The organism is Bartonella sp. CL100XZDX, from assembly GCF_042195375.1.
Taxonomy (GTDB): domain Bacteria; phylum Pseudomonadota; class Alphaproteobacteria; order Rhizobiales; family Rhizobiaceae; genus Bartonella.
The window spans coordinates 26,877-53,524 of the sequence record NZ_JBHIOH010000078.1; the positions used below are offsets into that span (position 1 = coordinate 26,877).

A 26,648-nucleotide genomic window follows, 5' to 3' on the forward strand; every position below is an offset into this window, starting at 1 on the left:
TGTGTGGATATAGGTTGTCCCCAGAGCTTGCTTATCATCTCTTACTTACCTAAAATATTCCACAACACCACCTAACATTATCAATGGCATTTTTCAATAATGGCATCATCAAGGATGGCTTATACCTAGGGGCATGCGCTTATTTGAGATCTAAATTATGGTTACAGATAAGATTTTTTAGATACTACCGATAAGAATACCCGTGGCAAAAACCAGAGCTCCCCCAATGATGACCTGTAAAGAGGCGCGCCAAAAGGGAGTGGACATGAATTTGTTCTGAATCCAGACGATGGCGCCTAGTTCGAAAAAAACAATGATAAAAGCAATAATTGTCGCTACATAAAAAGAGTTGATCAAATAGGGAAGAGTATGACCTAGTCCTCCTAATGTTGTCATGATGCCGCTGGCAAGACCTCTTTTTAATGGCGAACCACGCCCTGATAATTTGCCGTCATCATGGGCTGCTTCTGTAAAACCCATTGAAAGTCCCGCACCAATTGAAGCTGAGAGCCCTATCAAAAAAGTTTGATGCGTGTCTCCCGTGGCAAAAGCTGCGGCAAAAATGGGGGCAAGGGTGGAGACAGAGCCATCCATTAACCCTGCAAGACCTGGTTGAATCCAAGTCAAAAGTGTTTGTCTTTGCGTTTTTGAAGGTTTTTTTATGGTGTGATTTGCCGCTGTTGTTTTTTGGGAGGGATGGCGGCTCTTTCCTTTCACAAGAGAAGTTCTGTCACATAATGAACCGATAGTGTTTGCACGATTATGACAAGAAAGGCACAAAAGTTGCTTATAATTTTTAAGCTCTTGAAGCCCCATAGCGGTAAAAACCGCGGCTTCCTTAGAGGAATAAGGTTCTAGAGCTTTTGCATATTTTAAATAGAGCGCCGCATGTTGCTCTTTTAATTTGAGCGCTTTAAGTATCACGTTTTGTGCTGAACGAAAGGACAGAGCTTTACGTTGTACAAATGAAAAAAACGATCTCAACATTTTCTGTTCCTCTGCACTTTAGAATAATTCTAAAACATAAGAAAAATAAACCGAAAGTCAATCTAAAAGTTAAAAACTGACAAATTACAAAAAGGTTGCACTGAGAAAAAAGGTGATGGGATGCTGAGAAAGTACAAGGAGATTCATTAAATGGAGACGACAGGGGCGCATGAAAGAAATGATTACGTGAAAAAATTTAAGAGACAATGTGCTTTATTTTGCTACAGGGGCGTTTGAATGGAGCATTCTAATGTATTGATGCTCGAGAATATAGGAAAGGAATAAGCTAGCATCATCATTCATTTGATGCGTTCAAAAGACTGTAACAGCTCTTAGAATTTGAAATGATTCTTTTAAAGGAGATCTTTATTCAAGGGATAAAAGCCCATTTCGCGAGGGGCCCCGTGAAGAGTATAGAAGGGTAGAGCCGCAAAATTTCCATGAAATAATATAAACTCCATTGAGTCTTCTTAATCTTTACGCTTCATAAAAGAGCAAGCTGGCATCATCATACACCTTAGCTCCCAGTGTTGCGACAGTCTTTAGCACGGTTCATTATAGGTATGGCATTTTATTGTACAGTTTTACGCCACTCATTCTGCTTGTGGAGGTGTAAGACAGTATTCTTATGATATTTACGCGCATTTTAGCGTTGTTACAGCTTTTGCATTTAGGTGGATTTGTTAGCGTGTAACGAATTATCTTTTGTGCTGTAATTGCAGGGGCAGGTTTAAGGGTGGGAGTGCATAAATGAAAGAGATATCATCATATCAAATTGTTTGATCACGCATAAAAATTTATGCTTTATGAAGGGGCATTTATCGCCTTGTAACTTGCCTGATATCTTGTATGAAAGCCCAAAATTCAGTAGGATTCCTCTCATTTCAAAACTTCTTATATTGAATCAATTCAAATCACTTTCTTGTGGATCACAAGGAGGGGTGTGGGTGCTGTGTTTTTATTTAAAGTATGGGATGAGTTGAAATGTGAAAATTGCATAATCTCTACGCGTTAACAAACGTTTTTGATGTTTTTAAAAAAGAGCGAAATTGTGCAGAAAAAAGAGGAACTCTATGGAAATTGTTGATAGTTTAGAATGGTTTTTGGGTTTGCACAAACTAACAATACCGCAGGCAGCGCTTTTAATAGTTGGATTAAATCCAGGAAAGTGTTTGTTTCACGATGAAACAGAACCAGAAAAGAGTGATATTTACGAAGATAACCTTTCCGTATCATCAGAGAAAACTGCTTGTTTCCGAGGAGCTTATAATGCCATAGTTCAGGCAGGAAAAGACGATCAATTAAAGATAGAATGGTCGAGTTTTTCTAATTATATAGAGACATATTCCTCATATGTTCTCGTTGATGATTTAAAAAAATGGCTTTCATCGCGTGGTCTGTACCCTCCATTTTTTTCCCTGAGGATAATTCTCGTGACGTTAAGGATCAAAAATATGCGTTTCAAGATCCAACGCATCCACGTTATGCTCCAAAGCTTGCTGCTATTGTTGCGGCATGGGAAGCGGTGAGTGAGGCTGAGGGTGGTAAAACTGTTAAAGGAACGCTTATAAAGTGGCTTAGTGAACATGCCGTTCAGTACAAGTTGGTGGATGATGATAATTTACCAAGAGAGAAGCTCATTGAGGAATTAGCGGCTGTTGCGAATTGGGAACCTACCGGAGGGGCGCCTAAGACACCTGCCAGCTCTCTTTTATCAAAAGAAAAAAAATAAAAAGATCACTAAAATTGTGCTGCTTTTTTTGATAATTTTGAAGATAAACTCTTTTTCTGGGGGAGATTTTTACTTTTCTTCCCTAGATTATAAGTAATTGTTTTTCAATGAAAATAATTTTTATAGTGTTCCTCTGACTGTTCAGGCGGGGGAAAATAGACATTTTAGGGCAGTAAAATTTACCCTGTAGTTTTCGTAACTTACCTCTCTATTTTTGTTTGATTTTTTTGGTCATTTTAAAATCCAGATTAACTGAACTGGAGCTGAATATGAGAAAAATATTTTCTTTTTTTACGGTGCGTGGAAGTGCAAAAAATCCTCAAGTCAATGCACCGATAAATACACCGATATTGGAGCAGCCTGTTGCGGATGAGGTGGTGCGTAAATCGTTGAGAGTAGGTGTATTGTCGTGTTGGTTAAAGTTTGAACTTATCCTTGTTATGGAAAAGGTCAAAGCTGAGCGCCATACGCTTTCTCCATAAAGAAATCTTGTCATCTATGAGCGAGTGAGGATTTCTCTTGAAAAATTTGCACAATAGTAAAACTAGTTAGCAAAACCCGTTCTTTGGCGTAACAAAAAGGATGTCATAAATGATTATCTTATCATAAATATGCTTTAAGAATAACCCGTGCGTGGCGAAAGTCTATGGCGTAGTCGCTATAGATTTTTGCTCCGTGTGTGATGATCAATACTCTTGTTTATCTCTTGTCAATGCAAGTGCCCATGAAAGTGATGGGTGTCTATTGCTCCATTGTGATGCTTGGTGGTTCATGTTTAGAAACGACAAGTGTATTAAATGCGATAGGGCTGATAGAAAGGAAAACGTATCCTGTAAAAATAGGTGTGTCTTTAAAATAAAGCTGATAAACGAAATTATTTTTTTATCTACCTTTTATATGGTGAGAAAAAAGGCATTCAAAGTGCAAGCATAAGCAATTCAGCAGTAAATCCCAAAATAGCATAGATCGTTTCTAGGAGAACAGGGAAGAAAATCTATCTGCAAAAGCTATGTTAGGTCATGTGACCGGTGAAATAATGTGGTTAGGGCAATAAACAATTGTTTTTGGTGAAGAGATAGAAATCGGTCGGGTGTTGATTTCTGGTTTATTAGAGAATTTTCTTTGTTATCTCGTCAAATACGATCGTTTGAGGTGTGGTCATATAAAGCGAAGCTTTTTTTCAATCTTGGAAAGATATTCCCATTGCGGAAAATCATATAAAGTTTAAGCAACGGCAGCACGATTTTTTGTGCAATGAAATGATAAGTATGTACAATATCTCGGTAATCTCCATGGGAAATTTTACCGGATCCAAGGTGTGGATATTGTCTTCTGCTTACCCCAAATCGCAGATATTTCAAAACAACAACGGTGGAGAATGAATGTTGGATATGTTCTAGGGAAGGTTGCAAAAAATGGCAGTTTTCAAAAAAATACCAAAAATGACGAAAGGAGCGGTTTCCCACTCCTTCGTTCCTATCTCCCCTTGCGGGGAAGCGGCCACCATTACTGATGCCGTGTATGCTGATATAGGTACACTTATTTTTCTCAAAAGTCAATACTGTAAATGCGGTAAATATTTGAGCATCAGAGCTACAACTTTATGAAAATCTTCGCAGGATAACCTTGGAACGGTACGTGAGCAACTTAAACGACTTACAGAAACTGTTGTGACATAATTGCAGATAATCCACGCTTTTTTATTCTCTATGGGAGATTGTATTGGATACGCAGCGGGATTATTGGGTTGTGATTTCGTTGAAAAAGGTAAAACTGTCACATTTCCATATAATTTTGCATTCTTAGAAAGCACTAAAACAGGCCGCTTTTTCCAAAATTCAGGGAGTATCGAATCATGAGGAAAATCGCACCAAAAAACTTGCCTGATGCGTGGTGCCGATTTGATTCGTGGTTTTATATGAGGTGGTTTTTCGTAAGGCGCATTTAAATCTCTTTCTTTTATATGCTCGCGCCATGCATTATGATCATGTTCCATCATAACACATGGTTCTTCAAGTTTGGTTATATCTAAGGAAATAGGTGATAGGGTAGAAGGCTCTGTGTTCTTATCTTCAGCCATAGCAGACCATTTATATTTATTGGTCCCCTCACTTATTATTTTACGGCTTTTCTATCACGAGTTTTTATCAAAATGTTGCTTATAAGTACAGAGAGGTGAAACCATAAAATGGATGTATCTGCTTATTTTTGTCTTTTGAGTACAACGCTAGAGGAGGGATGTTGGTGACTCGTTGGTGTTGGTGGGCTGGTTTGGCGGTGGGTGGTTTTGGGTGGGGATTGGTGACTGGAGAGTTGTTGGTTAGGGGGGAAGCGATTGGAGAAAACGAGTGAACGCGGTTTCGTTTCTATTTTATGGTTAGAGTTTTTTATTGCTTGAAAGAATACCTTTTGAAGTAACATAGAGGCTTATAAGGCTGAAAAATAGGCTTGAGACGACATTCCAACCGGCAAATGAAAGAAAAAGAAAGCGTGCGGATGCTTCAGAACAAGAAGGGGGATGAATGTTGTTTAATTGGCTGAGCAGCTGGTTAATGTCTGAGGTTTTTCTCACTGCGCTTAAACCACAACTGAGGGGAGCAGCCCAAAAGCCGTATTCAACACCCGCATGATAAATGGCTAAAACAAGGCTGATGCACATTAAGACAAAAACACACAAAAATAAAAGTTGTACCCAAGCAGTTATGCGAAAAAAATATGCCCCAAAACCTGCTAAGAGCAAAAATGGTATGGCACCATAATAGGGGAAACGCTCTATGAGACATAAATCGCAAGGAAGATACCCTCCGAAATGTTCAAAACCAAGGGCAATACCTATTGTGGCAGACAAGCAAAAAGCAAGAAAAAAAGCCCACAAACTTTGTTCTTTTCTGCTTGGTTCAAGATGAAGGTGCTTGTGTAAAAGTGGGTGAGAAGACAAAACGCATGCCATTAAGTCTGTTCCTTATAAAAGCTTCCTGTTTAAAAAAGCTATGAAAATCCCATAAATTAAAAGGAGGCTAACACAACCAATGAGAACAATCCATTTGAAATGCTGTACTAAAAAATTCATTGCTTTTTGTCCAAAATGTTTAATCAGCCACGCGAGAAGATAAAAACGAGCGCCTCTAGAAAAAATACAAATAAGCATGAAAAGTTCAAGACGTACACTCATTACACCGGCCAAAATTGTGACAATCTTGATGGGGGGAAGATGAAAAAAACCTGATGTTATCAGTAAAATGATTAGAAATTGCAGGGTTGCACTATTTTTCAGAGATTCAAAACTTTCAACCTTACCATAAATTTCTAAAATGGGTTTGGCAAGGGTATCATAGGCAAAATGTCCGATAAACCAACCGGCAATGCCTCCTAATACAGAACAGATTGTCGCAATCAAAGCATAGCGATAAACCCGCTTTTGATGGATAAGAAGCATCGGAATATATAAAACATCTATGGGAATTGGAAAAACAGAACTTTCAATAAAGGCAATGAAACCAAGCCAGTGTGGTGCTGTACGCCGATTTGCTAAAGAAATCGTCCAAAGCTTTAATTTGTTTAATATCATGAGGTTTTTTATAAGTTTAAGAGGTAAAGACTTTACAAATGAGATTGCTATAAATCCGGTAGAGAAATCCAATAAAGAAAATATTCCATAAAATAGATAAGAAAATGATATGAATTCTTAAAAAATGAGAAGTCTTCTGTTGACGAATCTGTGCTTCTTCATATAGTGCAAAGGAATAATCGACAAGTCTATCTTTTATAGTCCTGTCTTTTATAAAAGTGTGCGGGTGTGGTGGAACTGGTAGACGCGCCAGACTCAAAATCTGGTTCCGAGAGGAGTGTCGGTTCGAGTCCGACCACCCGCACCACTTCATAAATATTTCCCTTGATCCTGTTATGGCGCATCGCTTTGATTTATAAAACATGGGATTTATAAAACATGGGATTTATAGACCGTGTTCAATGTTTTGCATGTTGAATGAAAAACCTCGAATACCGTAGGATTCTCTCATTTCAAGTCTGCTTATAGTAAATCAACCAAAATCGTGTCGCTCGTACGTTACAAGCTAGATGAGCTCGCGTGGAGTGAAATTTTACAAAAAATGAATAAAAATGCCTCTTATGCCGTTTCAAGGGCATCATTGGAGGTAAAGTGTATGATGGATGGTGCCAGCTTGCACTTTTATGAAGTGTAGAGATGGTGCTCTATAGATTTTATATTCTTGTAGGTGCTGTCGCAAAATGGGCTTGAGGGTTTTGAGAGATGTTTCTTTAAAACACGCATGTGCATTGGCAACCAAAGTGTCTTGAATTTGAGAGTGTTTGGTTTGAAGCGTTGTCGTATGACATGAGGGGCGTGATCGCCAAAAAGATATGTGAGCAACAAAAGCATGAGGCAATGCGTAATCTCCACTCTTTAAAAGACAGAGTTTTAGAGGTTTAAAAAATAGTGTTTTAGAGGCTTTTGAAAGTTATAAAGCAGAGGGAAATGGTAAGGTTGGAAATTGGTTTTTTACCTTGACAACTTCCTGTTCTCTCCAAATGAAGCTGTCTCCCCGTTACAGAAATTACATAAACAGAAAACCGCAATATCCTTTCTCCACTCTGGCATACAATAGCTGTAAAATACGGTCGTTTGAAGTGTGGTAATATAGGGCATACTTCCTTGAAACGTTACAGTATTTTTTCGCTGTGGGTTGGATATTCTTAAGTGTGTTTGTCTTGCTTTAGGCTTAAGGGCATTTCATGAGGAGGAGCCCAGAGAAGCTCGCCCAAGATCCTCCTAAGAGTCCCCAAGAGTTTTTGTGCTTTTATAAACGGACATGGTGTTTTAAAATGGGTTTTTAGAATCTTTATTCTTTAAGAGCGGGGAGGCCAAGTCAACATCATCCTATAAAACTGCAATTGATGCACAATATCCATATTTCTTTTAAAGAAATATCTCTTAAATACCGGCTCTCATTTATTTTACGATGGTGCCCAGTGTATGGTGGTAAAGCTTTTATATATTCCCAATGCACGACATGAAAGGCTGAGAGGATAGAAGCTTGCTTTAAGAGAGGGAGAGGTTGGATTGTTTCGTGATTATTTGTTTACAGTTTAGTACTGGTTTTTAGAATCTACGTCTTTTTAGTGCAAAGGGGCATTAAAAAACCCCGTTTTTAACAGGGTTTTTTAATCGTTCAATTTTTCTACAAAACTTAGAATTTATAAGCGATACCAAAGCGAACATCATGCGTTTGAGAAGAGATTTTAAGGTTATCGTTTGCAAATTTCTTTTTAAAAAAATCTGAATAACGATATTCTGTACGCATGATGATATTATCTGTCATTGCAAGATCAAAACCACCACCAACAGTGTAACCAAACATTGTTTTTGTCTCATCTAACACATTGCCAGAAGCAAAAATTGTCGAATCTTCTTGCGATTTTGATAAAAGTGATATGATATATTGCATCTGTCTATAGGCTATACCCCCTGCAATATAAGGCATAAGACGATGGGAAGCAAAACCAATACGCGCGCGCGCGGCACCAGACCATGTTTCTTTCAATGTTACACCGCTAACAACAATGTCACCATGGTTGGGTATCGTTTCATCCTGAGCGGCAGGTTTTATGATAGGAATTCCAGCTTCTTTAAAGGCAATGTTAATGGAGTCTAATTTATCTAGAATTTTCTTTCCATTGTCTGTTTGGGTACTTTTCTTCCCAGACCAAACCATGTCCGTATCAAAACCGAAAACAAGATCTCCCAGATCAATATTAGAACCTGCATACAAACCTGCTCTCAATCCTGATAGTTTCGGTGATAAATCTCTATCAACCAAAGCCCATTTTCCGTCCCTAGCTTCTTGTGCGTAATTTAGAGTATTTTTATTGGAAAAATATCCAATTTGTCCTCCAAAATAAAAACCAGACCAAGAAAAAGGCGCAGAAACAGTAATCGGTGAAATACGTGATGATGAATCATTTTGCAATGAAACCTTCGGTTTTGATTGCTCAAAGATTACCGTATCTGCTGCTTGCGCTGTTGAAGCGGTAATGAAAGTGAAAATAGATAGTGCAATTAAACATTTTGTTTTCATAAAAACGTCCCCAATTCATTTATAATACAAATCGCATTATACACGAATTGGTTAAAGAAATCTATATTTAATATCATTATGAAAACTAAAATACTCAAAAACTCTATAATTATCCATATTTAAGCGTTCTTAAAACTTGTTTTCATGCTATTATCCCGCGTTTGTATTGATTTTTCAGGATTTTTTATATACGCCTCTTCAGTGTTCTCTGTGTTTTAGAAAAAATTATAGTATGGTAAACAGGCTTTTTATTTGTTTAAAAAATATTATTTTATATATATAGTAAAAGCACTCTTTGTTATTAAGTGTTAAGTATATTATCCACTATGACTGATATCAAAGTGCTTAATATTCAATTGGTCGGAAAAAGTGCATATTGGCACCATTATATTCTTTATCGTATTCTTTGCTCGTTTCTGATATTGCGTAGCTTTGTATGGCGATAGCCTTTTGAGCACTTAAGGGGATGAGCGACTTTATTTCTTTTTTATCTATACGCTACTTTTTCTTATGACAATCCAAGCGAATAGTTTTGATTGATTGAATGGAATACGAAGAATAAGAAGGAGCAAAGGGCGAGAATCTCAAGTTTCAAGAGGTTTCTCATGTGCCATGTAAAACGATAAACTTTCCGTTCGCTTAAAGACGGAACGTGGATGAGAGCCTAAAAACTGAATGTCGTTGGCTATTTTAAAGAGATTAGCGCGTGCATTCAGGTTTTTGTGGAAATGGGTGAGGGCGCCATAAGGGGCAAATGCCTCAAATTTCTTGCGAGCTGTCAAGGATATCCCGTCAGAGAGTGAATTGTTTCAGCAAAGGTCAAAACCTTTCAGTGCATCGAATTTTGTTCCAACAGCTGTTCCTCTATTGAGCACTTCTTTTACGCTTCATAAAGGAGACATTTCTCAATGTTCCTAAATCCATTTCACGACGGTGGCTCGTGAATGATATAACGATAAATCTATTGAGCACCTCTTTTACGCTTCATAAAGGAGACATTTTTCAATGTTCCTAAACCCATTTCACGACGGTGGCTCGTGAATGATATAACGATAAATCTATTGAGCACACTCTTTCACGCTTCATAGAGGAGACATTTTTCAATGTTTCTAAACCCATTTCACGACGGTGGCTCGTGAATGGTATAACGATAAATCTATTGAGCACCCATCTTTCCGCTTCATAAAGGAGACATTTTTCAATGTTTCTAAATCCATTTCACGACGGCGATTGTGAATGATATAACGATAAATCTATTGAGCACACTCTTTCACGCTTCATAGAGGAGACATTTTTCAATGTTTCTAAATCCATTTCACGACGGTGGCTCGTGAATGATATAACGATAAATCTATTGAGCACCTCTTTTCCGCTTCATAGAGGAGCAAGCCGGTGCCATTACTATATTTGCCAGTTCGTGGGTGTTGTGACAGTCCTCTCCACAATGTTGTGACAGGCCCCTTTGGCCGTTGTGACAGTCCTTGGCACTTGAGGTGGTTCATTAGAGGCGTTTTTCCTTATCTTATACAATTTCTATCCATACATTCATTCCGTTTGTGATGTGCTAGTCAGTGATTTTGATTGATGCAACATGGGACAGATTTAAAATGAGAAAATCTTACGGTATTTAGGATTCTCATTCAATATGGATAACGCTAGATTATCATTATAAATCAATACATTATCTCATTGATATAAGAGTTATCTACCCAATGTTATCAATAATGATAACATTGTAAGCGTAACTACTATGAATTCATTAATCTTTTTTACTTCGATTGAAATTATGTCTATTAATACTGATTTTTTTGAGCTAATTCTTTTTGGTTGATAGCTAATTGATTTTTAAAATCAAGACGTGAAGCTAGAATGAAAAACACCTTACGGTCATATCCATTTAAATCACTTTCTGCCAGTATAGCCATTGGGTGTTGAGCCATGACTATCCATTTCTTTCCAAAATCGTTGTGCCTTTTAAGTACAATATAAGCAACAAAACCACCCATAGCATAAATGCGGATCAGAGCCTAAAATGAACGCTGTGGGTGATGGTTATCGGTCATCATCGGGGTGTTTACACCCCGATCTTTTGACAGAACGATTTGTTTTAAGACGTTTGCATCTTTTTTAGTGGGTTGTTTATTGGGGAGCAATCATCTTTTTGGGATCAACTAATCGGTCATAATCTTCTACAAAAACGCCTGCTTTTAATGCTTCGGTGCGCAAAGTTGTATCATTTTTATGCGCTGCTTTGGCAATTTCAGCAGCTCTTTCATAGCCAATTTCTGGTGCTAGAGCTGTGACTAACATGAGTGAGCGCTCCATGAGCGAGTGAATATGAACGCGATTGGCCCGTAATCCTTGGATGCAATGCATATCAAAAGAACGCATGCAATCACCAAGAAGGGTAATTGATTGTAAAACGTTATAGCCAATAACAGGTTTATAAACGTTGAGTTCAAAATGTCCTTGGCTTGCGGCAAAGGTTACGCTGGTGTGATTACCAAAAACTTGGCATGCGACCATGGTTAAGGCTTCACATTGTGTGGGGTTGACTTTGCCGGGCATAATAGAAGATCCGGGTTCATTTTCAGGAAGACTGAGTTCCCCTAAACCAGAACGTGGACCAGAGCCTAAAAACCGAATGTCATTGGCAATTTTAAACAGATCAGCAGCGAGAGCATTCAAGCTTCCGTGGAAATGCGCAAGGGCGCCATGATGGGCAAGTGCTTCAAATTTATTGCTGGCAGTTTGGAACGTTATTCCTGTGAGAGTGCTCACGGTTTGCGCAAAAGCAACGTCAAAACCTTTTGGCGCATTCAGCCCTGTGCCAACAGCCGTGCCACCTTGAGCAAGCATGTGGATATCGGTTAGAGCATTTTCAATGCGCTGACGATTGGCTTCTAATGCGGCACGATAGCCTGAAAACTCTTGCCCTAAGGTTAAAGGTGTTGCATCTTGCGTGTGGGTGCGACCGATTTTAATGATGTCTGCAAATTCTTGCTCTTTTTGTTTTAATGTCGCAATAAGAGCTTCAAGGATTGGCAATAAGTGTTGGCGTGTTTGCAACGTGGTGGCAATGTGAAGCGCCGTGGGAAAGGAATCGTTCGATGATTGGCTCATATTGACATGGTCATTGGGATGAACTGGTTTTTTGCTTCCAAGTTTTCCTCCCAAAATCTTACTAGCACGATTAGCAATGACTTCATTGACATTCATATTGCTTTGTGTGCCAGAACCTGTTTGCCAGACGGACAGTGGAAAATGCTTATCAAAATCGCCAGCAAGCACTTCATCAGCGGCGGCAATAATTGCTTTTCCAATATTTTCTGGTAGTTTTCCTTTGCCCATATTTACAATCGCTGCTGCTTTTTTGACAAGGACTAAGGCATAGATGATGGCAAGAGGCTGCTTTTCACTGCCAATATTAAAATTATGCAGAGAACGTTCAGTTTGTGCGCCCCAATAACGATCTTGACGTACCGAAATCGTTCCAAAGCTATCCGTTTCCTGACGTGTTTCAACCATGATAAGATCCTTTTTTGTTCACGGGTTCTCAAAAAAGATAGATAACGCGAAAGTGCAATAAGAGGCAAGACTTTGAAGCTTCATTTAGAGAAATTATTTTTATGGCTATTCTTGACATTGAGAGATGCCGATTTTATATCTAACACATGCTAGCACTCGTAGTTTGAGAGTGCTAGCAAGAACTTTTAAGATTAATGCAATTATGTTCAGTTTTAAGGATTTAAAACATGGCTAATATACAATTCCGCCCACTTCACGACCGTGTCGTTGTCCGTCGGGTTGAATCTGAAAATAAAACGGCTGGTGGGATTATCATCCCTGATACAGCAAAAGAAAAACCCCAAGAAGGCGAAGTGATTGCTGTTGGCAATGGCGCTCTCGATGATAACGGAAAGCGCGTGCCTTTAGAAGTCAAAACAGGAGACCGTATTTTGTTTGGAAAATGGTCTGGAACTGAAGTCAAGATTAATGGGGAAGATCTCCTCATCATGAAAGAATCTGACATTATGGGAATTATGGGCTAATTGAAGCACTTAGTTTTTCATTGTGTACTATTTTGAGAAAACTCCAAGGAGAAATTAAATGGCTGCTAAAGAAGTCAAATTTGGCCGTGAAGCGCGTGAGCGTTTGTTGCGCGGTGTCGACATCCTTGCTAATGCTGTTAAGGTGACACTCGGCCCTAAAGGTCGCAATGTGGTGATTGATAAATCATTCGGTGCACCTCGCATCACAAAAGATGGTGTATCCGTTGCAAAGGAAATCGAACTGGAAGATAAGTTCGAAAATATGGGTGCACAAATGTTGCGCGAAGTTGCTTCTAAAACCAATGATATCGCTGGTGATGGAACAACAACAGCAACTGTTTTAGGACAAGCTATTGTGCAAGAAGGTGTTAAAGCTGTTGCTGCAGGCATGAACCCAATGGATTTGAAGCGTGGGATTGATGCTGCTGTTGAAGAAGTGGTGGCAAACCTCTTCAAAAAAGCAAAAAAAATCCAAACTTCAGCAGAAATTGCACAGGTGGGAACAATTTCCGCTAATGGCGCTGCTGAAATCGGTAAAATGATCGCTGATGCTATGGAAAAAGTGGGCAATGAAGGCGTCATTACCGTGGAAGAAGCTAAAACCGCTGAAACGGAATTAGAAGTCGTTGAAGGAATGCAATTTGACCGTGGGTATCTTTCCCCTTATTTTGTCACAAATGCTGAGAAAATGGTCGCTGATCTTGATGATCCTTACATTCTCATTCACGAAAAGAAATTGTCTAATTTGCAATCTCTTCTTCCTGTGCTTGAAGCTGTTGTGCAATCTGGAAAACCACTTCTCATTATCGCTGAAGATGTGGAAGGTGAAGCTTTGGCAACGCTCGTTGTTAACAAATTACGTGGTGGTTTGAAAATTGCTGCTGTAAAAGCTCCTGGATTTGGTGACCGTCGTAAAGCAATGTTAGAAGATATCGCTATCTTGACATCTGGACAGGTTATTTCTGAAGATGTGGGCATTAAACTTGAAAATGTCACTTTGGATATGCTTGGACGTGCAAAGAAAGTGAATATTTCTAAAGAAAACACCACCATTATTGATGGTGCTGGACAAAAGAGCGAAATTACTGCTCGCGTCAATCAAATCAAGGCTCAGATTGAAGAAACAACTTCTGACTATGACCGTGAAAAATTGCAAGAAAGACTTGCTAAACTCGCTGGTGGTGTTGCTGTTATCCGTGTGGGTGGTGCAACAGAAGTTGAAGTGAAAGAAAAGAAAGACCGTGTTGATGATGCTTTGAATGCAACACGTGCTGCTGTTGAAGAAGGTATTGTTGCTGGTGGTGGTACCGCATTGTTGCGTGCAGCAAATGCGTTGACCGTTAAGGGAAGTAATCCTGACCAAGAAGCTGGTATTAGTATCGTTCGTCGTGCTCTACAAGCACCAGCGCGCCAGATTGCAAGCAATGCTGGTGAAGAAGCCGCTATTATTGTGGGCAAAGTGCTGGAAAATAATGCTGACACTTATGGTTATAATACCGCCACGGGTGAATTTGGTGATTTGATTGCTTTGGGAATTGTTGATCCTGTGAAAGTTGTGCGTTCTGCTCTTCAGAATGCGGCTTCAATTGCGAGCCTTCTGATCACAACAGAAGCAATGGTTGCTGAAGTTCCAAAGAAAGATACACCAATGCCTCCGATGCCTGCTGGTGGAATGGGTGGAATGGGCGGAATGGATTTCTAAGCTCTTTTCCATAGAAGTAATAAAGAAACGGGTCTTCTGTGCCCGTTTCTTTTTATGCTTTTTCATGTTTTTCAACCGATGAATTTGGTGATTTGATTGCTTTCAAGAATTGTTGATCCTGTGAAAGTTTTTGCGTTCTGCTCTTCAGAATGCGGCTTCAATTGCGAGCCTTCTGATCACAACAGAAGCAATGGTTGCTGAAGTTCCAAAGAAAGATACACCAATGCCTCCTGGTGGAATGGGTGGAATGGGCGGAATGGATTTCTAAGCTCTTTTCCATAGACGTAATAAAGAAACGGGTCTTCTGTGCCCGTTTTTTTATATATTTCTTTTGTTCATACGAATTTTCCTTTTATGACAGTTTCTTTATCTTATAGGATTGTTCTACTCTCCTCTGGTTGATCTACCGTCATTGTGAATGAAGCTCACTCTTAATCCATAGCTTTTTCTCTTGTTTTTATGAAATGTTTCTATTGTGTGGGGATCGTGCTTTCCTTTGAAAATATTGTGCTAATAAAAATATAACTCTTTGATTTATAGTCATTTATTCCTAATACAGTTCTATTTTTTCATTTCAGGTTTATGCATGCACCGTTAAAAAATCCTGTGTTTGTGCTTCATAAGGTGAGAGGTCACTACGGTTTTATGAACCAACGCAATCATTAAAAGTCAGTAGCTAAGAGTTAGTACCTATTGAGCGTTGGAAAGACAGAGTTGAAAAGAGCATGATGGGGCTGGTTTGTTTTTTTATGAATAAGATGCTGGTATTTCAAGCTTTTGCATAGGAGAATAAGCATCTCTCTGTTTCGTTGATCTCTGAAATGGGGAGACTGCTCCATTTGAGAAGCTTAAAGATAAAAGCTAATTTTTCGCCTTGCTCTCATCTTTTTTCGGTAAGCTCATCACCTAAACTGGAGCCAAACCCATGTTGTTATACTCAAGTTCTGTTTGTTGCCTATATTGTGACAGAAAATTCTTGAGTGGGGAGCAATTTTTGAGCTAAGGGGACCATGACAGGTAGCCGAAAAAAATCATTACGAGACAGTAGGCGCGCTTGTTTTAGAATTTTTAATGCTTCTGATGATAAAGGCACGCGAAATTCTGTTGTAGCCTCATGCCTTCTTTTCATATTTTCGAGCCAAGGATTTTCCATATATTCTCTTCAACTTGACCTTTATGCATAGAACATAAGGGCATTGAGAGGCAGGGCATTGAGGAGGCAGGGCATTGAGGAGGCAGGGCATTGAGGAGGCAGGGCATTGAGAGGCAGGGCATTGGGAGGGTGGAAATTGGGAGGCAGGGAATTGGGAGGGTGGAAATTGAGAGGCAGGGTATTGAGGAGGCAGGGTATTGAGAGGGTGGAAATTGAGAGGCAGGGTATTGAGGAGGCAGGGTATTGAGAGGGTGGAAATTGGGAGGGTGGGAGGAGCCGGCTTGCTTTTTTATTCAACGTAAAGATGAGAAGTTTTATGTAAGGCTACCATTACATTGCTTGTTTATGCGCTTCTTTAAAAGAAATGTCTTTTAATACAAATTCTTGGCAATGCTATTTATGAAGAGTATAAAATCATTTGGATATCAATAGTTTATTAAAAAAATGTACGTTGGTATGATCCTTTTCTTATGTTACCAAAGTTGCTGACTTACGCGTTGGTTAAAAATCTCTCTTCATGCCCTTAAATTCATTTCATGAAAGCGTTTGTGAAGAGCACGACGTTTGTGAGGCGTGTAAAAATTTCTCGTGAGACGTGAAAAAATCATCAATAAAATCTCCGTGTTTTCAAAAAATAACGAATGGCTTTTTATATTTTAAAAAAAGATTTAACACGTCTCACGTTTTTTATTTATTTTAGAGCTGAATATTCGATTTTTGTGTAAAAATACTTCCCAGCACATCTATGATCCGTGAAAAATCAAGTGCTAATAAGAAAATGATGAATATAATCCACTTCGTATAGCGTGACATCATTTTTACACTTTTATACGTTGTGATGATTTCTTGTAGGATTTCTTTTTCCTTTTCTGTAAGCTCTGTTTTTTTTCTAGCCATGTTTCCACCCACACAAGCCTTCCCCTTGTTTGTTATGCTTTAAAATATCTCTTGCGAGATTTGAACTGATGATATTGAGATCTTTTTTGTCTAAATAAATGGGCATCCAACCAACGCAAGAAAAAGGCTCATTGATTGTTTTTATCGCGCAACCAGTGAGTAAGAGAAGCGCGTACATCAGCATCACTTTTTTGATTAATTTCATTTTCCACCTCTAGCCGTGTTGTTGATGACTTTAGCGTTTTTTCTATTTGCTTTTGTTGTTCAACCTTCTTTCCAAGAGTGAAAGCTTTTGCTAAAGCGATAAAAAAAGCGGTCAGAGCCGCTCCTGTTATCATCAGATTTTTTTTCAACCACCACATCATAAGCGCTGCTCCCGAAACCGTTTTGCCACAAAGAAAATACCAACGCAGGCGGCTAAAACCATAATGGTTGCCAATGCCCATTGGATGGGACCATTGCCTGCCAATAAGCCCCCAAGTCCAGAAAAAGAACCAATAATCGGTGTAAGCGCTTCTGCTTTGAAAAATCCCATGGGTGTTTGCGTTTCTACGGTTTGGTAGTTGGGAGAAACATAAGCCCCTTTTGCCCATAATCCCGATTCTGCTGCACGACGGTGCACTAAACCGTGAAGACGTTTTCCTCCTGCTTTAGTCCACTTTTGTAACTCAGCAGGGACGGCTTCATATTCGCCATTATTGAGTTTTTTGAGCAGGGTCGAATTACAAAAAGCCGATGTTCCTATATTATAGCAAAACGATACGAGCGCGGCGAATTGTTCATCCGTTAAGGAAACCCGCACATGTTTTTCAACGGTATTCTCAAATTGTCTTAAATCTTGAGAAAGAACTTCTTCTGCTTGTTTTTCAGTAATGATCATGCCCTTGTGAACGAACGGTTTGCCAGCCGTGCTGGTATGACCATAGCCGATTGTCCACACCCCGATGGCATCTTTATAGGCATGTAAACGCAATCCTTCCCATTGTTTAATGAGTGCAAGCCCTGCTTTAGATATTTTTCTCATTTGCTTCTCCATAAAATAAAGCCTCACGTTAACGTGAGGCTGGTTGACAGATTAAAAATGAAATTTTTCACGCTTCAAAAACAGAAGAGATGTGAAACTTTTATGAAATCAAAAGGTTGGTTGTGACATCTTAGGGAATGGGGATAATGGTTGGCTAAGAGGGATAATGGTTGGCTAAGAGGGGTAATGATTGGGCAAAGAGGGGTAATGGTTGGCAAAGAGGGGTAAATAGTTGGGCAAGAGGGGTAAATAGTTGGGCAAGAGGGGTAATGGTTGGCTAAGAGGGATAATGGTTGGCAAAGAGGGATAAATAGTTGGGCAAGAGGGGTAATGGTTGGCTAAGAGGGGTAATGGTTGGCAAAGAGGGATAATGGTTGGCAAAGAGGGATAAATAGTTGGGCAAGAGGGGTAATGGTTGGCAAAGAGGGGTAATGGTTGGGCAAGTGAGATAATGGTTGGGCAAAGAGAGGTAATGGTTGGCAAAGAGGGATAAATAGTTGGGCAAGAGGGGTAATGGTTGGGCAAGTGGGGTAAATAGTTGGGCAGGCGTTTTCCGTTAAGAGAGGTTGTTGATTTTAAGACCTTGTCCTGGTGTTTTTGATGGAGCTTTCTTGGTGCGGGCGGTTGTTTGGTTGATGCACGATAAGCGTGGTCTATTGCGGTTGTTTGGTCGTATGGCATTGATGTGGGGGTGTTTGAGATACGAAGTGGATACTCTCAGAAAAACAAGACATATGCTTTTACTGAAGACGAAAGCATTAAATATTTTATGTATCAAGCGTTTTGCTTATCCAAATAGTCTCATTATTACAAAGAGCTTTGGGCTAACAAGAGCTTTGGAATTTTGATGCAATTTTAAGAGGGGGTGGTTTTTATAGGACAATGGTGCTTTTTCGTTAAGAGGAAAGTTGTTTGCTATTTTTGTTTTATGAGCGCAAAAGCTGGTTTGCTTAGAGAAATCTTAGCTGTAAAGCAGCCTCTCTTCGTTCTTTGATGAATAGGAATATGGAAAAAGCCTCAATTACATCGATAAAGATTTGTATTCAGTGAGCCTTTTTTGGTGGGAGGAGACAGAAACAGTTTTTCCTTCTGTTGTTCTTAAGTTTTTTTCAAATCTCTCTCTCAGAGTTTCACCTTTTTTGTTTACTGTTTCATGTTCAGCATCCGGATTGGCTTTTAAATAGTGTTCTAGACGTCTTCTTCCTTGTGTGTGTTTATAAAAAGTGATTGGAAGATAGGAATCTAACTTTTCAGCAGATAAAGGCGTGTCTGGTTCACATAACACATCCTTAATATTATCCTTATGCAGTCTTTCTAATTTATGAGCTTCGAGATAAAGCTTTTTGGCAAGGCTTAAGCTAAACATTCCACATTCAGAGGAACTGCGTTGAATATCCATTTCTGCCATGGCAAAAGAACAGTTAGACAATTCATGCGCTTTAATGGCCAATTGTGCTCTTAATGCTAGCACTGCTGATTGCATGTTTTTAAATGTTGTAGGTTCAAAAAATATCACGGACGTTTTGTCATCGATAGTTTGATGATCAATTACTGAAAAATGAATTCCTCTATCTTTTGTGTGAATGATAAATCTAGAAGATTTTATGCCTTTTTCGAGTGTTTCTTTTAGTGCAAGGGCAAAGTCGTGAGATGATGCTACCAATTGAAGACGCATTTCAGGATATTTAAGATTTGCTTGTTCTACCAAGGCTGGCATCAGTTTAAGATCTGTACTTGCATAATCAGCTGTAAACCAACGACCCATTAAGATGTCATCTTCTAAACGGGCAACAATATCTTTTAATTCCGCACGATTGAATGGGATATTTTTGCCTTTTTCGCTACTGGGTTGTTCTAAATGTGCAGTAAGAGTGTCTAAGGATTCATTTGCGTGCGCCCCTTCAGGTGCACTTGCCCCTTCTGGTGTTTGTGAGGAATGAGGGAGGGAAGAATCTTGTGGCTTCATACTATTAGCCTCCATATTGATAATTGGTAGAAAATAATATTTTCTTCAATTCTGGCTAAACAATGTTTGCAGGAAAGATTTTTTAGCTAAAAAAAAGAGATGAAATCATCTTTATTTAAAAAAAAATTGTTACGAAAGACAAAATCCCACGCTTTTCAGAGTCAAAGGCAAGGTATCTTTTTGTCTTTTAAGAGATCATGTTGCTTACTGTTTGCATCTTTATCTCTTTACTTCTTTCAAAGAGAAAAGAAGATTTGCTAACAGCAACTTATATCTTACCGTAAAGCCGCAGAGCTTTATTCTTTGTGGATGTGGAATAGGGCTATGGCCAAATGCTTATTACATCATTAGAGATTTGTATTCTGTTGCTCTTTTTCTGTGTTGTGAAACAGAAACAGTTTTTGTCTCTGTTGCCACCAAGCTTCTCTCAAACCTCTCTCTTAGGGTTTCGCCTTTTTTGTTTACTTTTTCATGTGCTGCTTCTGGATTGGCTGTTAGATATTCCCTAAGACGTCTTCTGCCTTGCACGTGTTTGTATAAACGAGCTGGAAGATATGGATCTAATTTTTCAGCAGGTAAAGGCGTATCTGGTTCACATAACACACCCTTAATATTATCTTTGTGTAGTCTTTCTAATTTTTGAGCTTCGAGATAAAGCTTTTTAGCAAGGCTTAAGCTGAACATCCCACATTCAGAGGAACTGCGTTGAATATTCATTTCTGCCATGGCAAAATGAATGTTAGGCAATTGGTGATGTTCAATGGATTGTCGCGTTCTTAATGCCAGTAAGGCGGGGAGTGTGTCACGCAGTGAGGTAGGTTCTAAAAATATCAGAGATGTCTTGTCCCCTATGGTTTGATGATCAATGACAGCAAAATGAATTCCCCTATCTTTTGCGTTAACAATCAGTCTAGAAGATTTTATGCCCTTTTCGAGTGTTTCTTTTAGTGAGAGTGCAAAGTCGTCAGGTGTCATTGCAAGTTTAAGATTCATCTCTGGATATTTACGATTTGCTTGATCTACCAAGGCTGGCATCATGTAAAGATCTAAAATATCATAATAATTTTTGATCCAACTGCCATCGGCATTATGTTGTTCTAAACCAGCAACAATATCTTTTAACTCGGCACGGTTGAAAGGAGTGTTTTTTATTTTTTCGATGTTAAGCCGTTCTAAATGTGCAGCAAGAGTGTCTAATGATGCATTTGCATGCGCCCCTTCAGGTGCACTTGCCCCTTCTGGTGTTTGTGAGGAATGAGGTGGGGGAGAATCTTGTGGCTTCATAATCTTAGCCTCCATGCTGATGATCGATAGGTGATATTATCTTCTTCAATTCTGGCTAAACAATGTTTTGAAAAAAAGCCTTTGCATCTTGAAAGGTGAGGCGATGAGAGCATAATGATGCCGTTTTCATATTTTTATGCGTGTATTGCTCATCATTGCTGTGATGTATGATATTGGTATTTTATGGGGGGGATTATTAGGGCGTTCTGTTGGGAGCCCGTAGTGAATACGGCTTGTTTTGAAAATCTCAAAATTATGGGGCTGTTGGTGATGCAAATTGGGTGATGCAAAAGAAAACAGTCAGAAAAAGACGAAAGATACCTTCAAACCGTAAAGTTTTAAACATTGTCGCGAAACACACTGTTTATAACAGTCTATAATAATGCGAAAATTTTATGATGAAATCTGGACGCAGAAAACCCCTTACCGCACCTGTCATTAAATACGATTTTTCATATTCTGTCAACCGCAAAACGATTATTTTTCCTTTTTTATCGTGGAAAAAAATCTACAGAAAAAAGCTCATTCATTAGCTATGCAGCAAAATATCTTGTTTTAATGGAAAAGTTTTTGATGTGGCAAAAAACATTTTCTCCTTTGAGAAAGGCGTGGACAAGATGAAGGGAGAATTGTGGTTTTGAAATCCGTGGTATTTTATTGATGAAATTGGGAAGGCGGTGGTTGGATGGTGTTGCGGGGCAAAGCTTTAGATGTTGGCGATTTGTGGGGGCGATTGGGGTTGTGCTGGCTGTCGTATTAGCGGTGGTGTGATGGGTGGAGGGTTATCGGTGCAGTTGTTGATGAGGGAGAAGATTGTTGGTAGGGGCTTTTTCTTTCCTTTAAGGGATGATGCTTTTAATTTTGTCAAAGATCAACGGGTTGTTTTAATGATAAGCTATTGATTTATAGTGGATATTTTATCGTTATTTATCTTGAATGAGAAACCCAGATTATGCTGAAATAAAAGCCATAGCTTTTGTCCGTCATAAGATCAGGAAAGCCATATAGAATTGTACAAGAAAAGACGTAAAATGACGATAATGAATTGTCTTAAAAGCTAAGGATGTCGCGATATTGGGCGAAGTTTATGATGAGGGTGGTTTGTTACAATGGGGGTAGAGGGGAGAATGTTGCTGTTTTAAAGAGGGGCAAAATATTTATCCTGCCCATGCCGTGAATATGCCGTGAATTATTGTCCTTTGAGGCATGGTTAAGTGAGGCCATGGGTAGATTAAGGTTAAGTCTCTTTGACAGGTTGAAGTATTTTTTTAAGGGCGTGGTGGATATTTTAAAGCTTGTTTGTTGTGCGCTTTAAGCTTGTTAATTCCATGAAATTCTATGAAAGGGCAAGCTCAGTGGATCTCAAGTGCACCCTACCAAAAGGGGACTTTATAAAGGAGCTGGTTATAAAGAGGCATGTTATAAAAGGAGGGGGAGAATCTTTATCCTGTGTGTAGGAGAAGAAACAATGGGTGTTTTAGCAAAGGCTCTTTTGGGTAGAACTGTCAAAATGTTTATAAAGGGCATCAAGAATAATACGCAACGAACCAACAAGATTAGGCAGCGGTTGATCTTCTATAACAAGATAGTGTAATGCCGCATGAAAGTTGTGTTGACGATGTAGATATTGTGCTTCTTTAATCGCTTCTTGCATATCTTCATAGTGTTCTGTTGCTCTTTGGACCCATTGCTTTTTTGCTTTCTCATCTGATGCGCTGTGCGTAAAACCATCATAATAACCGTTTGGTAAACCTTTTGCACATAAATAGTCGTTTCTAATTTGCAAGTATTGTTGTGCCGTGTCATATTGCTCTTTACTGATGCCTGATGAAGCCTCTTTATAGCCAAGCAAACAAAGACGCCCAATATAGGTCCCAACAAGCGGATTTTTCGCTTCTTCGAGGCTTAAACCAAAGTGTTTTGCACGCATTTCAATCGCAGATTGAAGCGCAGATTCGCTGGAGCTTTGGGCACGTGAAATACGGCCTTTGGGCTCTCGCTTTCCTGTTATTTTCGGTCTACCGCGTTTTTTACGTATTTTCATGAACTTAACCATTTGAATGAAAAAGAAACTGTCTGTTGATGGGGGACAGTGATGTAAAAAGCACTTGGCGCAAATATTGGGGGAGCAAATACTTAAGAGGGAGAAAATACTTAAAAGGGAGAAAATACTGGGGGGGGAGTGAGCAAATACTGGGAAATATCAGCCGTTGCAGATCAAAAAACAAACGATACTAAAGGCGTTTTAAATGCAAAGAAAAGCAACGGTGTGGGGCGAAAAAATCATCTTTAAAGTGTTTCTTACCTTTTTTATCTTATCCCTATCAGTCTTATCTTCCGCCCCTATCATGCTTATTTTTTCATGGATAGCGAATTATTTGCTTTTTAAATATTTCTTAACTGTTCTTGAGAGATTGAAGGAAAATTTTTGTCAAATGTGAATGAAAAAATAAGAATGGATTTCAAGGGCATGTCATCGTCTTTCTAATAGGAAGTTTTTTCTAATGGGATTATTTGTCTCTTTTTTCACGAGCGCTTTGTGGAAACTTTTCAATTCCACTTTTGAAAGGTCATTGTTTTCTTAAGTTGGGAGCTTGTTATTTGGGTTCTCTTATTTTTTTGTTGGTGGGCGCTTTCCCAAGATATTTGATATACATCACGCTGTTAAGCATATTTTTATCCTTTGTAGGAGATATGTTGTCTTCTTTTGAGTGGCAGAGAGCGGCAAAAAGAAAACCTCCGTATCCTATTATAATAGCATAAGATGCTCTATGTTTTCAAATAAAATATCGTTTATCGGCTTAAAATAAACTGTGAATGATCTCGCTATTTTGTTTGGTATTTCCTTTATAAGTATCCTTTATAGAGTATAAAATTTTCCGTTTTAATGGATCTCATCATAAGACGAGGGGATGTCGTTTAAAGGAAAGGATGCATTATCGAAAGAAGCTGTTTTTATAAGAAGAAAATGCCTTTATAAAAAGATGCTTTTATGGGAGATGCCTTGATGAATGTAGGGGCTGTATAAATGTGGGGGCTGTGAGATATTTCATCTTTAATGAAGCCTTTTTAATTAAGAAGCTTTCAAATGAGGATTAAGGTTGTTTGTCGCGCGCTTTTCATACTGGATAATCGGTTGCTTGTTCGACTTTGTGTTGTGTTGCTTTTTAAAGAGCCATGTCTTAGGGCTCTCTTTTGACCATTTCGCAAGGGTGCTCATGAAGGGTATAACAATAAAGTCCCCCAATGAAATCCATATAAAGTTTGAATAATATAAAATCTATTGAAAACTTCCATTTTTACGCTTGTGAAGAAGAAAGTCCATAGCATCACACATTTTGCCAGCTCTCATTTTTGCGACAGCCCTTGGCATTTGAGACGCTTCCTTAGAGGCATTTATCATCCTTTCTTAATATTTTACTCTATATGGCTCTTTCTGCTTGTAACGCGCAAGAGACATGGTTTGGATTGGCCCAATATGGAACAGGTTTGGAATAAGACAATCCTATGCTATTTAGGGTTCTCATTTAAGGTGCTAAATAATAAATTGTTATAAATCAGTATGTTATTAGTAAAATTTTACACATCATATATTTTTTAGATTGAATGTTTTTGCTTGTTGAGTTTTGTGAAACATTGTCTTTTAAGGTGTGGGTCATAGATAAGGAGACACAATAGCGTTTGTGCTTGTAAGCCTGAGAGATTGTATGTTGTCGCGTATAGGGAATTTAAAAAAATAGACTTAAAAAGTCCTATAGCACGGGTTTCATGGTGAAAAGAGTGCTCGATAAATCGGTTTTTCTGGTTGCATGTTTTCAAAGAGTGAGTGGGCATTTTAGAAGTGAGAAAATATCCATATGATCGAAGATAAATCACAACACCAATCTACCCATGAGGGAAATACGGCTTTTGCATCACAGCTAGGGGTGAATCAGTCTGCAGTTTTTAAAAAATGGACGGCTCTCTCAAGAAGAGATTACGTCATCATTTTGTGTTGGGCTATCCCCTTGTTGGTGCTTTTTGCCGCGACTGTCTATATGAGCCCTTTGGAGTTTTTTCACATTATATCTAAAGAACAGTTTCAAGCACTGGAGAAAATGGAACAAGGAGATCTTCGAAAAATGACTAAGGAGATTTTGAAACAGCCTTTTGAAAATAATCCTGCTGTCTTGTTTTTGCGTAACGTAGGATGGAATGGTGTTTGGGCTTGTTTATGTTTCTTACCGCAAATGATTTGGTTTTGTCTTGTGCTGTTCTTTCCATTCTTTTTTGTCTTTAACGCCATCTCTAAACGGGATGTCAAGGAAATGATGAAGCTGTGGGATACATTGCCAGAGCAGCAGCAGTTAGACAACCAATCTCTCAACAGAACACAATAGGGAAACGAGAGGCTAATTCTTTTGTAAGGAGTTTTGGAATGTTGATCACAGGAGGGTTGGGTGCTTTCATGTTTCTCGGGGAGATCATGATACTGTTTTCTACCGTCATGACAATCTTTGCACTTTATTATTCGTTGATAAAACGGACAATATTGTTGTTTTGGATGCGGCGCAAATTAAAAAAGGGTGCAGCGCAGAATTTGGGGCATAATCAGGCAGGAGGGAAAGGACAGAATACAGTTTGTGCAATAGAATTAAGCCCCCTTTCTTTTAAAGAATCTTTGGAACTTTCAAGAAAAGATTATTTTATCATCTTTTTTCTAGCCTTCATTGTGATTGTGTCTCTTACAGGTTTGATAGCTTTTTTTTCTTTTCTTATAAAATCTGCGATTGTTTTACACGGTTATACGGTTCTATTGTTTACGGTTGGCATGTTTGTCATGCAGCTGCTGTTGTGGTTCTGGCTATGGATTATTGTTTTTTTACCTGTCATTTTAATTCTCCATAGTTTCCTTCAGTATGGCGTGGAAAAAACAATGAAGAGGTTAGAAACATTTGTTTGAGCAGAGGATAAAAATGATGATTTCATATCAATGCGATAGGGGGGAAAAGTGACTATTGTTATAAAATATTTGGCTGTTTTAGGGATCACCATCATTGCCATTTTAATGGCTATAGTTATGGTCAGGCTTCCTTACCTGTTGATCAAGCATATGAGGTTATCTTTTAAAATCGCTCAAGACTTGAAAAAGAGTACGACGCAACAAAAACACGCCATACAACAATTGCGCAATGATCAGGGAGAAATGAAAAGACACAATCTTGCGCATAAGACCCTTGATGCGAAAATGCGCTTTCTTAACTTCAAAGAATCTCTGCCTCTTTCTTCAAAAGAATGTAAAATAATCTTTTTTATCTTTGTCCTCTTTTCTGTTTTGCGGGCTGCTTGCTCTATCGCAAATTTGGTATGGTGGAAGAGTGATATGATCAGCGGGATCATGTCACTGTTGAACGCTTCTCTATGGATTGGACTTCTTCTCTTTTTTCCGATCATTTGGGTGATGTGCATAAAATTAACGAGAAAATTGAACAAAATACTTCCACAATTGGAAGAAGCAATAAAACAACGCGATCAGGCAATTCGTATGCAGAATGGGCGTGGAGGATAAAATGACGGGTAGTCTTATAACATTAATAGCCATTTCTTTCCTGTTATATATGATCGTAAATATTTTATTGTGGGTGCCAGTTTGGACAATTTGTTACTTGTTTATCAAGCGTGCGAGGCTTTATTGTCGCGTGAAAAAGGAACTGAAATGCGTGCTGAATGAACGCGATATTGCCTTACAACAGATCTCCCAAAAATAAAAAAGCAGC

24 protein-coding genes, 1 tRNA gene and 2 pseudogenes are annotated in these 26,648 nt (G+C 38.8%); 11 read left to right on the forward strand and 16 right to left on the reverse strand.

What is annotated here, in order from left to right:
- Positions 1-177: 177 nt before the first annotated feature.
- Positions 178-987 carry a VIT1/CCC1 transporter family protein gene (locus ACFILU_RS08625; protein WP_375675603.1) on the reverse strand — a complete coding sequence of 270 codons (810 nt, stop codon included), beginning with the start codon at positions 985-987 and terminating at the stop codon, positions 178-180.
- 1,378 nt (positions 988-2,365) lie between these two features.
- Between ACFILU_RS08625 and ACFILU_RS08630 the strand changes: the two genes are divergently transcribed.
- Positions 2,366-2,719 carry a hypothetical protein gene (locus tag ACFILU_RS08630; protein WP_375675604.1) on the forward strand — a complete coding sequence of 118 codons (354 nt, stop codon included), beginning with the start codon at positions 2,366-2,368 and terminating at the stop codon, positions 2,717-2,719.
- Between the two features lie 269 nt (positions 2,720-2,988).
- Positions 2,989-3,201: a hypothetical protein gene (locus ACFILU_RS08635; protein ID WP_375675606.1), complete on the forward strand. Its 213-nt coding sequence runs from the start codon at positions 2,989-2,991 to the stop codon at positions 3,199-3,201.
- Between the two features lie 1,073 nt (positions 3,202-4,274).
- Here the strand turns inward: ACFILU_RS08635 and ACFILU_RS08640 are convergent.
- The 3 genes from ACFILU_RS08640 to ACFILU_RS08650 all read right to left on the reverse strand — a co-directional run bounded on the left by ACFILU_RS08640 (position 4,275) and on the right by ACFILU_RS08650 (position 6,287).
- Positions 4,275-4,799, reverse strand: a complete 525-nt coding sequence (locus ACFILU_RS08640) for a type II toxin-antitoxin system PemK/MazF family toxin (RefSeq protein WP_273790913.1) — start codon at positions 4,797-4,799, stop codon at positions 4,275-4,277.
- Positions 4,800-5,096: 297 nt separating this feature from the next.
- Positions 5,097-5,669: a disulfide bond formation protein B gene (locus ACFILU_RS08645; RefSeq protein ID WP_375675607.1), complete on the reverse strand. Its 573-nt coding sequence runs from the start codon at positions 5,667-5,669 to the stop codon at positions 5,097-5,099.
- Positions 5,670-5,681: 12 nt separating this feature from the next.
- The gene (locus tag ACFILU_RS08650) at positions 5,682-6,287 is read right to left on the reverse strand and encodes a YqaA family protein (RefSeq protein WP_273790911.1); all 606 of its coding nucleotides are present in this window, start codon (positions 6,285-6,287) and stop codon (positions 5,682-5,684) included.
- 222 nt (positions 6,288-6,509) lie between these two features.
- Here ACFILU_RS08650 and ACFILU_RS08655 point away from each other — a divergent pair.
- Positions 6,510-6,594 (forward strand) — tRNA-Leu (locus tag ACFILU_RS08655).
- A gap of 1,332 nt (positions 6,595-7,926) precedes the next feature.
- On the opposite strand, the gene ACFILU_RS08660 is transcribed toward ACFILU_RS08655, so the two are convergent.
- From ACFILU_RS08660 to fumC, 4 genes and pseudogenes are all read right to left on the reverse strand, one after another.
- Complete coding sequence (locus ACFILU_RS08660; RefSeq protein ID WP_375675608.1) at positions 7,927-8,814, reverse strand: outer membrane protein; 888 nt, start codon at positions 8,812-8,814, stop codon at positions 7,927-7,929.
- A gap of 647 nt (positions 8,815-9,461) precedes the next feature.
- Positions 9,462-9,680, reverse strand: a pseudogene (locus ACFILU_RS08665) (lyase family protein); the annotation flags it as partial.
- Positions 9,681-10,607: 927 nt separating this feature from the next.
- A complete protein-coding gene (locus ACFILU_RS08670) occupies positions 10,608-10,820 on the reverse strand; it encodes a hypothetical protein (protein WP_375675610.1) in 213 nt (70 codons plus the stop codon).
- A gap of 133 nt (positions 10,821-10,953) precedes the next feature.
- The gene (fumC, locus tag ACFILU_RS08675) at positions 10,954-12,342 is read right to left on the reverse strand and encodes a class II fumarate hydratase (protein WP_375675611.1); all 1,389 of its coding nucleotides are present in this window, start codon (positions 12,340-12,342) and stop codon (positions 10,954-10,956) included.
- Between the two features lie 227 nt (positions 12,343-12,569).
- On the opposite strand from fumC, the gene groES reads away from it, so the two are divergent.
- From groES to groEL, 3 genes and pseudogenes are all read left to right on the forward strand, one after another.
- Positions 12,570-12,866, forward strand: coding sequence for a co-chaperone GroES (gene groES, locus ACFILU_RS08680; protein ID WP_005774667.1), 297 nt, complete (start codon positions 12,570-12,572; stop codon positions 12,864-12,866).
- A 58-nt stretch (positions 12,867-12,924) separates the two neighbouring features.
- Positions 12,925-14,568 carry a chaperonin GroEL gene (groL, locus tag ACFILU_RS08685; protein ID WP_273790908.1) on the forward strand — a complete coding sequence of 548 codons (1,644 nt, stop codon included), beginning with the start codon at positions 12,925-12,927 and terminating at the stop codon, positions 14,566-14,568.
- Between the two features lie 80 nt (positions 14,569-14,648).
- Positions 14,649-14,836, forward strand: a pseudogene (gene groEL, locus ACFILU_RS08690) (chaperonin GroEL); the annotation flags it as partial.
- A gap of 687 nt (positions 14,837-15,523) precedes the next feature.
- Here groEL and ACFILU_RS08695 read toward each other — a convergent pair.
- The 5 genes from ACFILU_RS08695 to ACFILU_RS08715 form a co-directional block, all read right to left on the reverse strand.
- A complete protein-coding gene (locus ACFILU_RS08695; RefSeq protein WP_375630965.1) occupies positions 15,524-15,721 on the reverse strand; it encodes a hypothetical protein in 198 nt (65 codons plus the stop codon).
- A 696-nt stretch (positions 15,722-16,417) separates the two neighbouring features.
- A complete protein-coding gene (locus ACFILU_RS08700; protein ID WP_273790904.1) occupies positions 16,418-16,618 on the reverse strand; it encodes a hypothetical protein in 201 nt (66 codons plus the stop codon).
- On the reverse strand, positions 16,611-16,823 hold the full coding sequence (locus ACFILU_RS08705) for a hypothetical protein (RefSeq protein WP_273790903.1): 213 nt from the start codon (positions 16,821-16,823) through the stop codon (positions 16,611-16,613). The genes ACFILU_RS08700 and ACFILU_RS08705 overlap by 8 nt, the downstream gene beginning before the upstream one ends.
- On the reverse strand, positions 16,747-16,983 hold the full coding sequence (locus tag ACFILU_RS08710; protein ID WP_375606489.1) for a hypothetical protein: 237 nt from the start codon (positions 16,981-16,983) through the stop codon (positions 16,747-16,749). The genes ACFILU_RS08705 and ACFILU_RS08710 overlap by 77 nt, the downstream gene beginning before the upstream one ends.
- Positions 16,980-17,642, reverse strand: a complete 663-nt coding sequence (locus tag ACFILU_RS08715; protein ID WP_375662753.1) for a lysozyme — start codon at positions 17,640-17,642, stop codon at positions 16,980-16,982. The genes ACFILU_RS08710 and ACFILU_RS08715 overlap by 4 nt, the downstream gene beginning before the upstream one ends.
- A 569-nt stretch (positions 17,643-18,211) precedes the next feature.
- Here ACFILU_RS08715 and ACFILU_RS08720 point away from each other — a divergent pair.
- Entirely contained in the window at positions 18,212-18,490 is a 279-nt protein-coding gene (locus tag ACFILU_RS08720) for a hypothetical protein (protein ID WP_375630970.1), read from the forward strand.
- A gap of 173 nt (positions 18,491-18,663) precedes the next feature.
- On the opposite strand, the gene ACFILU_RS08725 is transcribed toward ACFILU_RS08720, so the two are convergent.
- Positions 18,664-19,608, reverse strand: coding sequence for a YopJ/AvrA family T3SS effector serine/threonine acetyltransferase (locus ACFILU_RS08725; RefSeq protein ID WP_375675613.1), 945 nt, complete (start codon positions 19,606-19,608; stop codon positions 18,664-18,666).
- A gap of 339 nt (positions 19,609-19,947) precedes the next feature.
- Positions 19,948-20,892, reverse strand: a complete 945-nt coding sequence (locus tag ACFILU_RS08730; RefSeq protein ID WP_375630972.1) for a YopJ/AvrA family T3SS effector serine/threonine acetyltransferase — start codon at positions 20,890-20,892, stop codon at positions 19,948-19,950.
- A gap of 710 nt (positions 20,893-21,602) precedes the next feature.
- Between ACFILU_RS08730 and ACFILU_RS08735 the strand changes: the two genes are divergently transcribed.
- Positions 21,603-21,794 (forward strand): hypothetical protein, encoded by a 192-nt coding sequence (locus tag ACFILU_RS08735; protein ID WP_375643302.1) that lies wholly within the window; start codon positions 21,603-21,605, stop codon positions 21,792-21,794.
- Between the two features lie 575 nt (positions 21,795-22,369).
- Here ACFILU_RS08735 and ACFILU_RS08740 read toward each other — a convergent pair.
- Entirely contained in the window at positions 22,370-22,936 is a 567-nt protein-coding gene (locus ACFILU_RS08740; protein WP_375658225.1) for a hypothetical protein, read from the reverse strand.
- A 1,813-nt stretch (positions 22,937-24,749) separates the two neighbouring features.
- On the opposite strand from ACFILU_RS08740, the gene ACFILU_RS08745 reads away from it, so the two are divergent.
- Genes ACFILU_RS08745 through ACFILU_RS08755 form a run of 3 tightly spaced genes read left to right on the forward strand, consistent with a single transcriptional unit; the run spans position 24,750 to position 26,440 of the window.
- Positions 24,750-25,271 carry a hypothetical protein gene (locus tag ACFILU_RS08745; protein ID WP_375675615.1) on the forward strand — a complete coding sequence of 174 codons (522 nt, stop codon included), beginning with the start codon at positions 24,750-24,752 and terminating at the stop codon, positions 25,269-25,271.
- 38 nt (positions 25,272-25,309) lie between these two features.
- Positions 25,310-25,834 (forward strand): hypothetical protein, encoded by a 525-nt coding sequence (locus ACFILU_RS08750; RefSeq protein WP_375675616.1) that lies wholly within the window; start codon positions 25,310-25,312, stop codon positions 25,832-25,834.
- Between the two features lie 48 nt (positions 25,835-25,882).
- Entirely contained in the window at positions 25,883-26,440 is a 558-nt protein-coding gene (locus ACFILU_RS08755; protein ID WP_375675618.1) for a hypothetical protein, read from the forward strand.
- Positions 26,441-26,648: the final 208 nt, after the last annotated feature.

Bases quoted from the DNA above. Each gene is read 5' to 3' on its own strand.
- ACFILU_RS08670 (WP_375675610.1), bottom strand. From the start codon at position 10,820: ATGGGTGGTTTTGTTGCTTATATTGTACTTAAAAGGCACAACGATTTT.
- ACFILU_RS08740 (WP_375658225.1), bottom strand. From the start codon at position 22,936: ATGAAAATACGTAAAAAACGCGGTAGACCGAAAATAACAGGAAAGCGA.
- ACFILU_RS08705 (WP_273790903.1), bottom strand. From the start codon at position 16,823: ATGAAATTAATCAAAAAAGTGATGCTGATGTACGCGCTTCTCTTACTC.
- ACFILU_RS08645 (WP_375675607.1), bottom strand. From the start codon at position 5,669: ATGGCATGCGTTTTGTCTTCTCACCCACTTTTACACAAGCACCTTCAT.
- ACFILU_RS08715 (WP_375662753.1), bottom strand. From the start codon at position 17,642: ATGAGAAAAATATCTAAAGCAGGGCTTGCACTCATTAAACAATGGGAA.
- ACFILU_RS08630 (WP_375675604.1), top strand. From the start codon at position 2,366: ATGGCTTTCATCGCGTGGTCTGTACCCTCCATTTTTTTCCCTGAGGAT.
- ACFILU_RS08660 (WP_375675608.1), bottom strand. From the start codon at position 8,814: ATGAAAACAAAATGTTTAATTGCACTATCTATTTTCACTTTCATTACC.
- ACFILU_RS08650 (WP_273790911.1), bottom strand. From the start codon at position 6,287: ATGATATTAAACAAATTAAAGCTTTGGACGATTTCTTTAGCAAATCGG.
- ACFILU_RS08700 (WP_273790904.1), bottom strand. From the start codon at position 16,618: ATGGCTAGAAAAAAAACAGAGCTTACAGAAAAGGAAAAAGAAATCCTA.
- groL (WP_273790908.1), top strand. From the start codon at position 12,925: ATGGCTGCTAAAGAAGTCAAATTTGGCCGTGAAGCGCGTGAGCGTTTG.
- ACFILU_RS08745 (WP_375675615.1), top strand. From the start codon at position 24,750: ATGATCGAAGATAAATCACAACACCAATCTACCCATGAGGGAAATACG.
- groES (WP_005774667.1), top strand. From the start codon at position 12,570: ATGGCTAATATACAATTCCGCCCACTTCACGACCGTGTCGTTGTCCGT.
- ACFILU_RS08710 (WP_375606489.1), bottom strand. From the start codon at position 16,983: ATGATGTGGTGGTTGAAAAAAAATCTGATGATAACAGGAGCGGCTCTG.
- fumC (WP_375675611.1), bottom strand. From the start codon at position 12,342: ATGGTTGAAACACGTCAGGAAACGGATAGCTTTGGAACGATTTCGGTA.
- ACFILU_RS08625 (WP_375675603.1), bottom strand. From the start codon at position 987: ATGTTGAGATCGTTTTTTTCATTTGTACAACGTAAAGCTCTGTCCTTT.
- ACFILU_RS08695 (WP_375630965.1), bottom strand. From the start codon at position 15,721: ATGGAAAATCCTTGGCTCGAAAATATGAAAAGAAGGCATGAGGCTACA.
- ACFILU_RS08725 (WP_375675613.1), bottom strand. From the start codon at position 19,608: ATGAAGCCACAAGATTCTTCCCTCCCTCATTCCTCACAAACACCAGAA.
- ACFILU_RS08730 (WP_375630972.1), bottom strand. From the start codon at position 20,892: ATGAAGCCACAAGATTCTCCCCCACCTCATTCCTCACAAACACCAGAA.
- ACFILU_RS08750 (WP_375675616.1), top strand. From the start codon at position 25,310: ATGTTGATCACAGGAGGGTTGGGTGCTTTCATGTTTCTCGGGGAGATC.
- ACFILU_RS08735 (WP_375643302.1), top strand. From the start codon at position 21,603: ATGTTGGCGATTTGTGGGGGCGATTGGGGTTGTGCTGGCTGTCGTATT.
- ACFILU_RS08635 (WP_375675606.1), top strand. From the start codon at position 2,989: ATGAGAAAAATATTTTCTTTTTTTACGGTGCGTGGAAGTGCAAAAAAT.
- ACFILU_RS08640 (WP_273790913.1), bottom strand. From the start codon at position 4,799: ATGGCTGAAGATAAGAACACAGAGCCTTCTACCCTATCACCTATTTCC.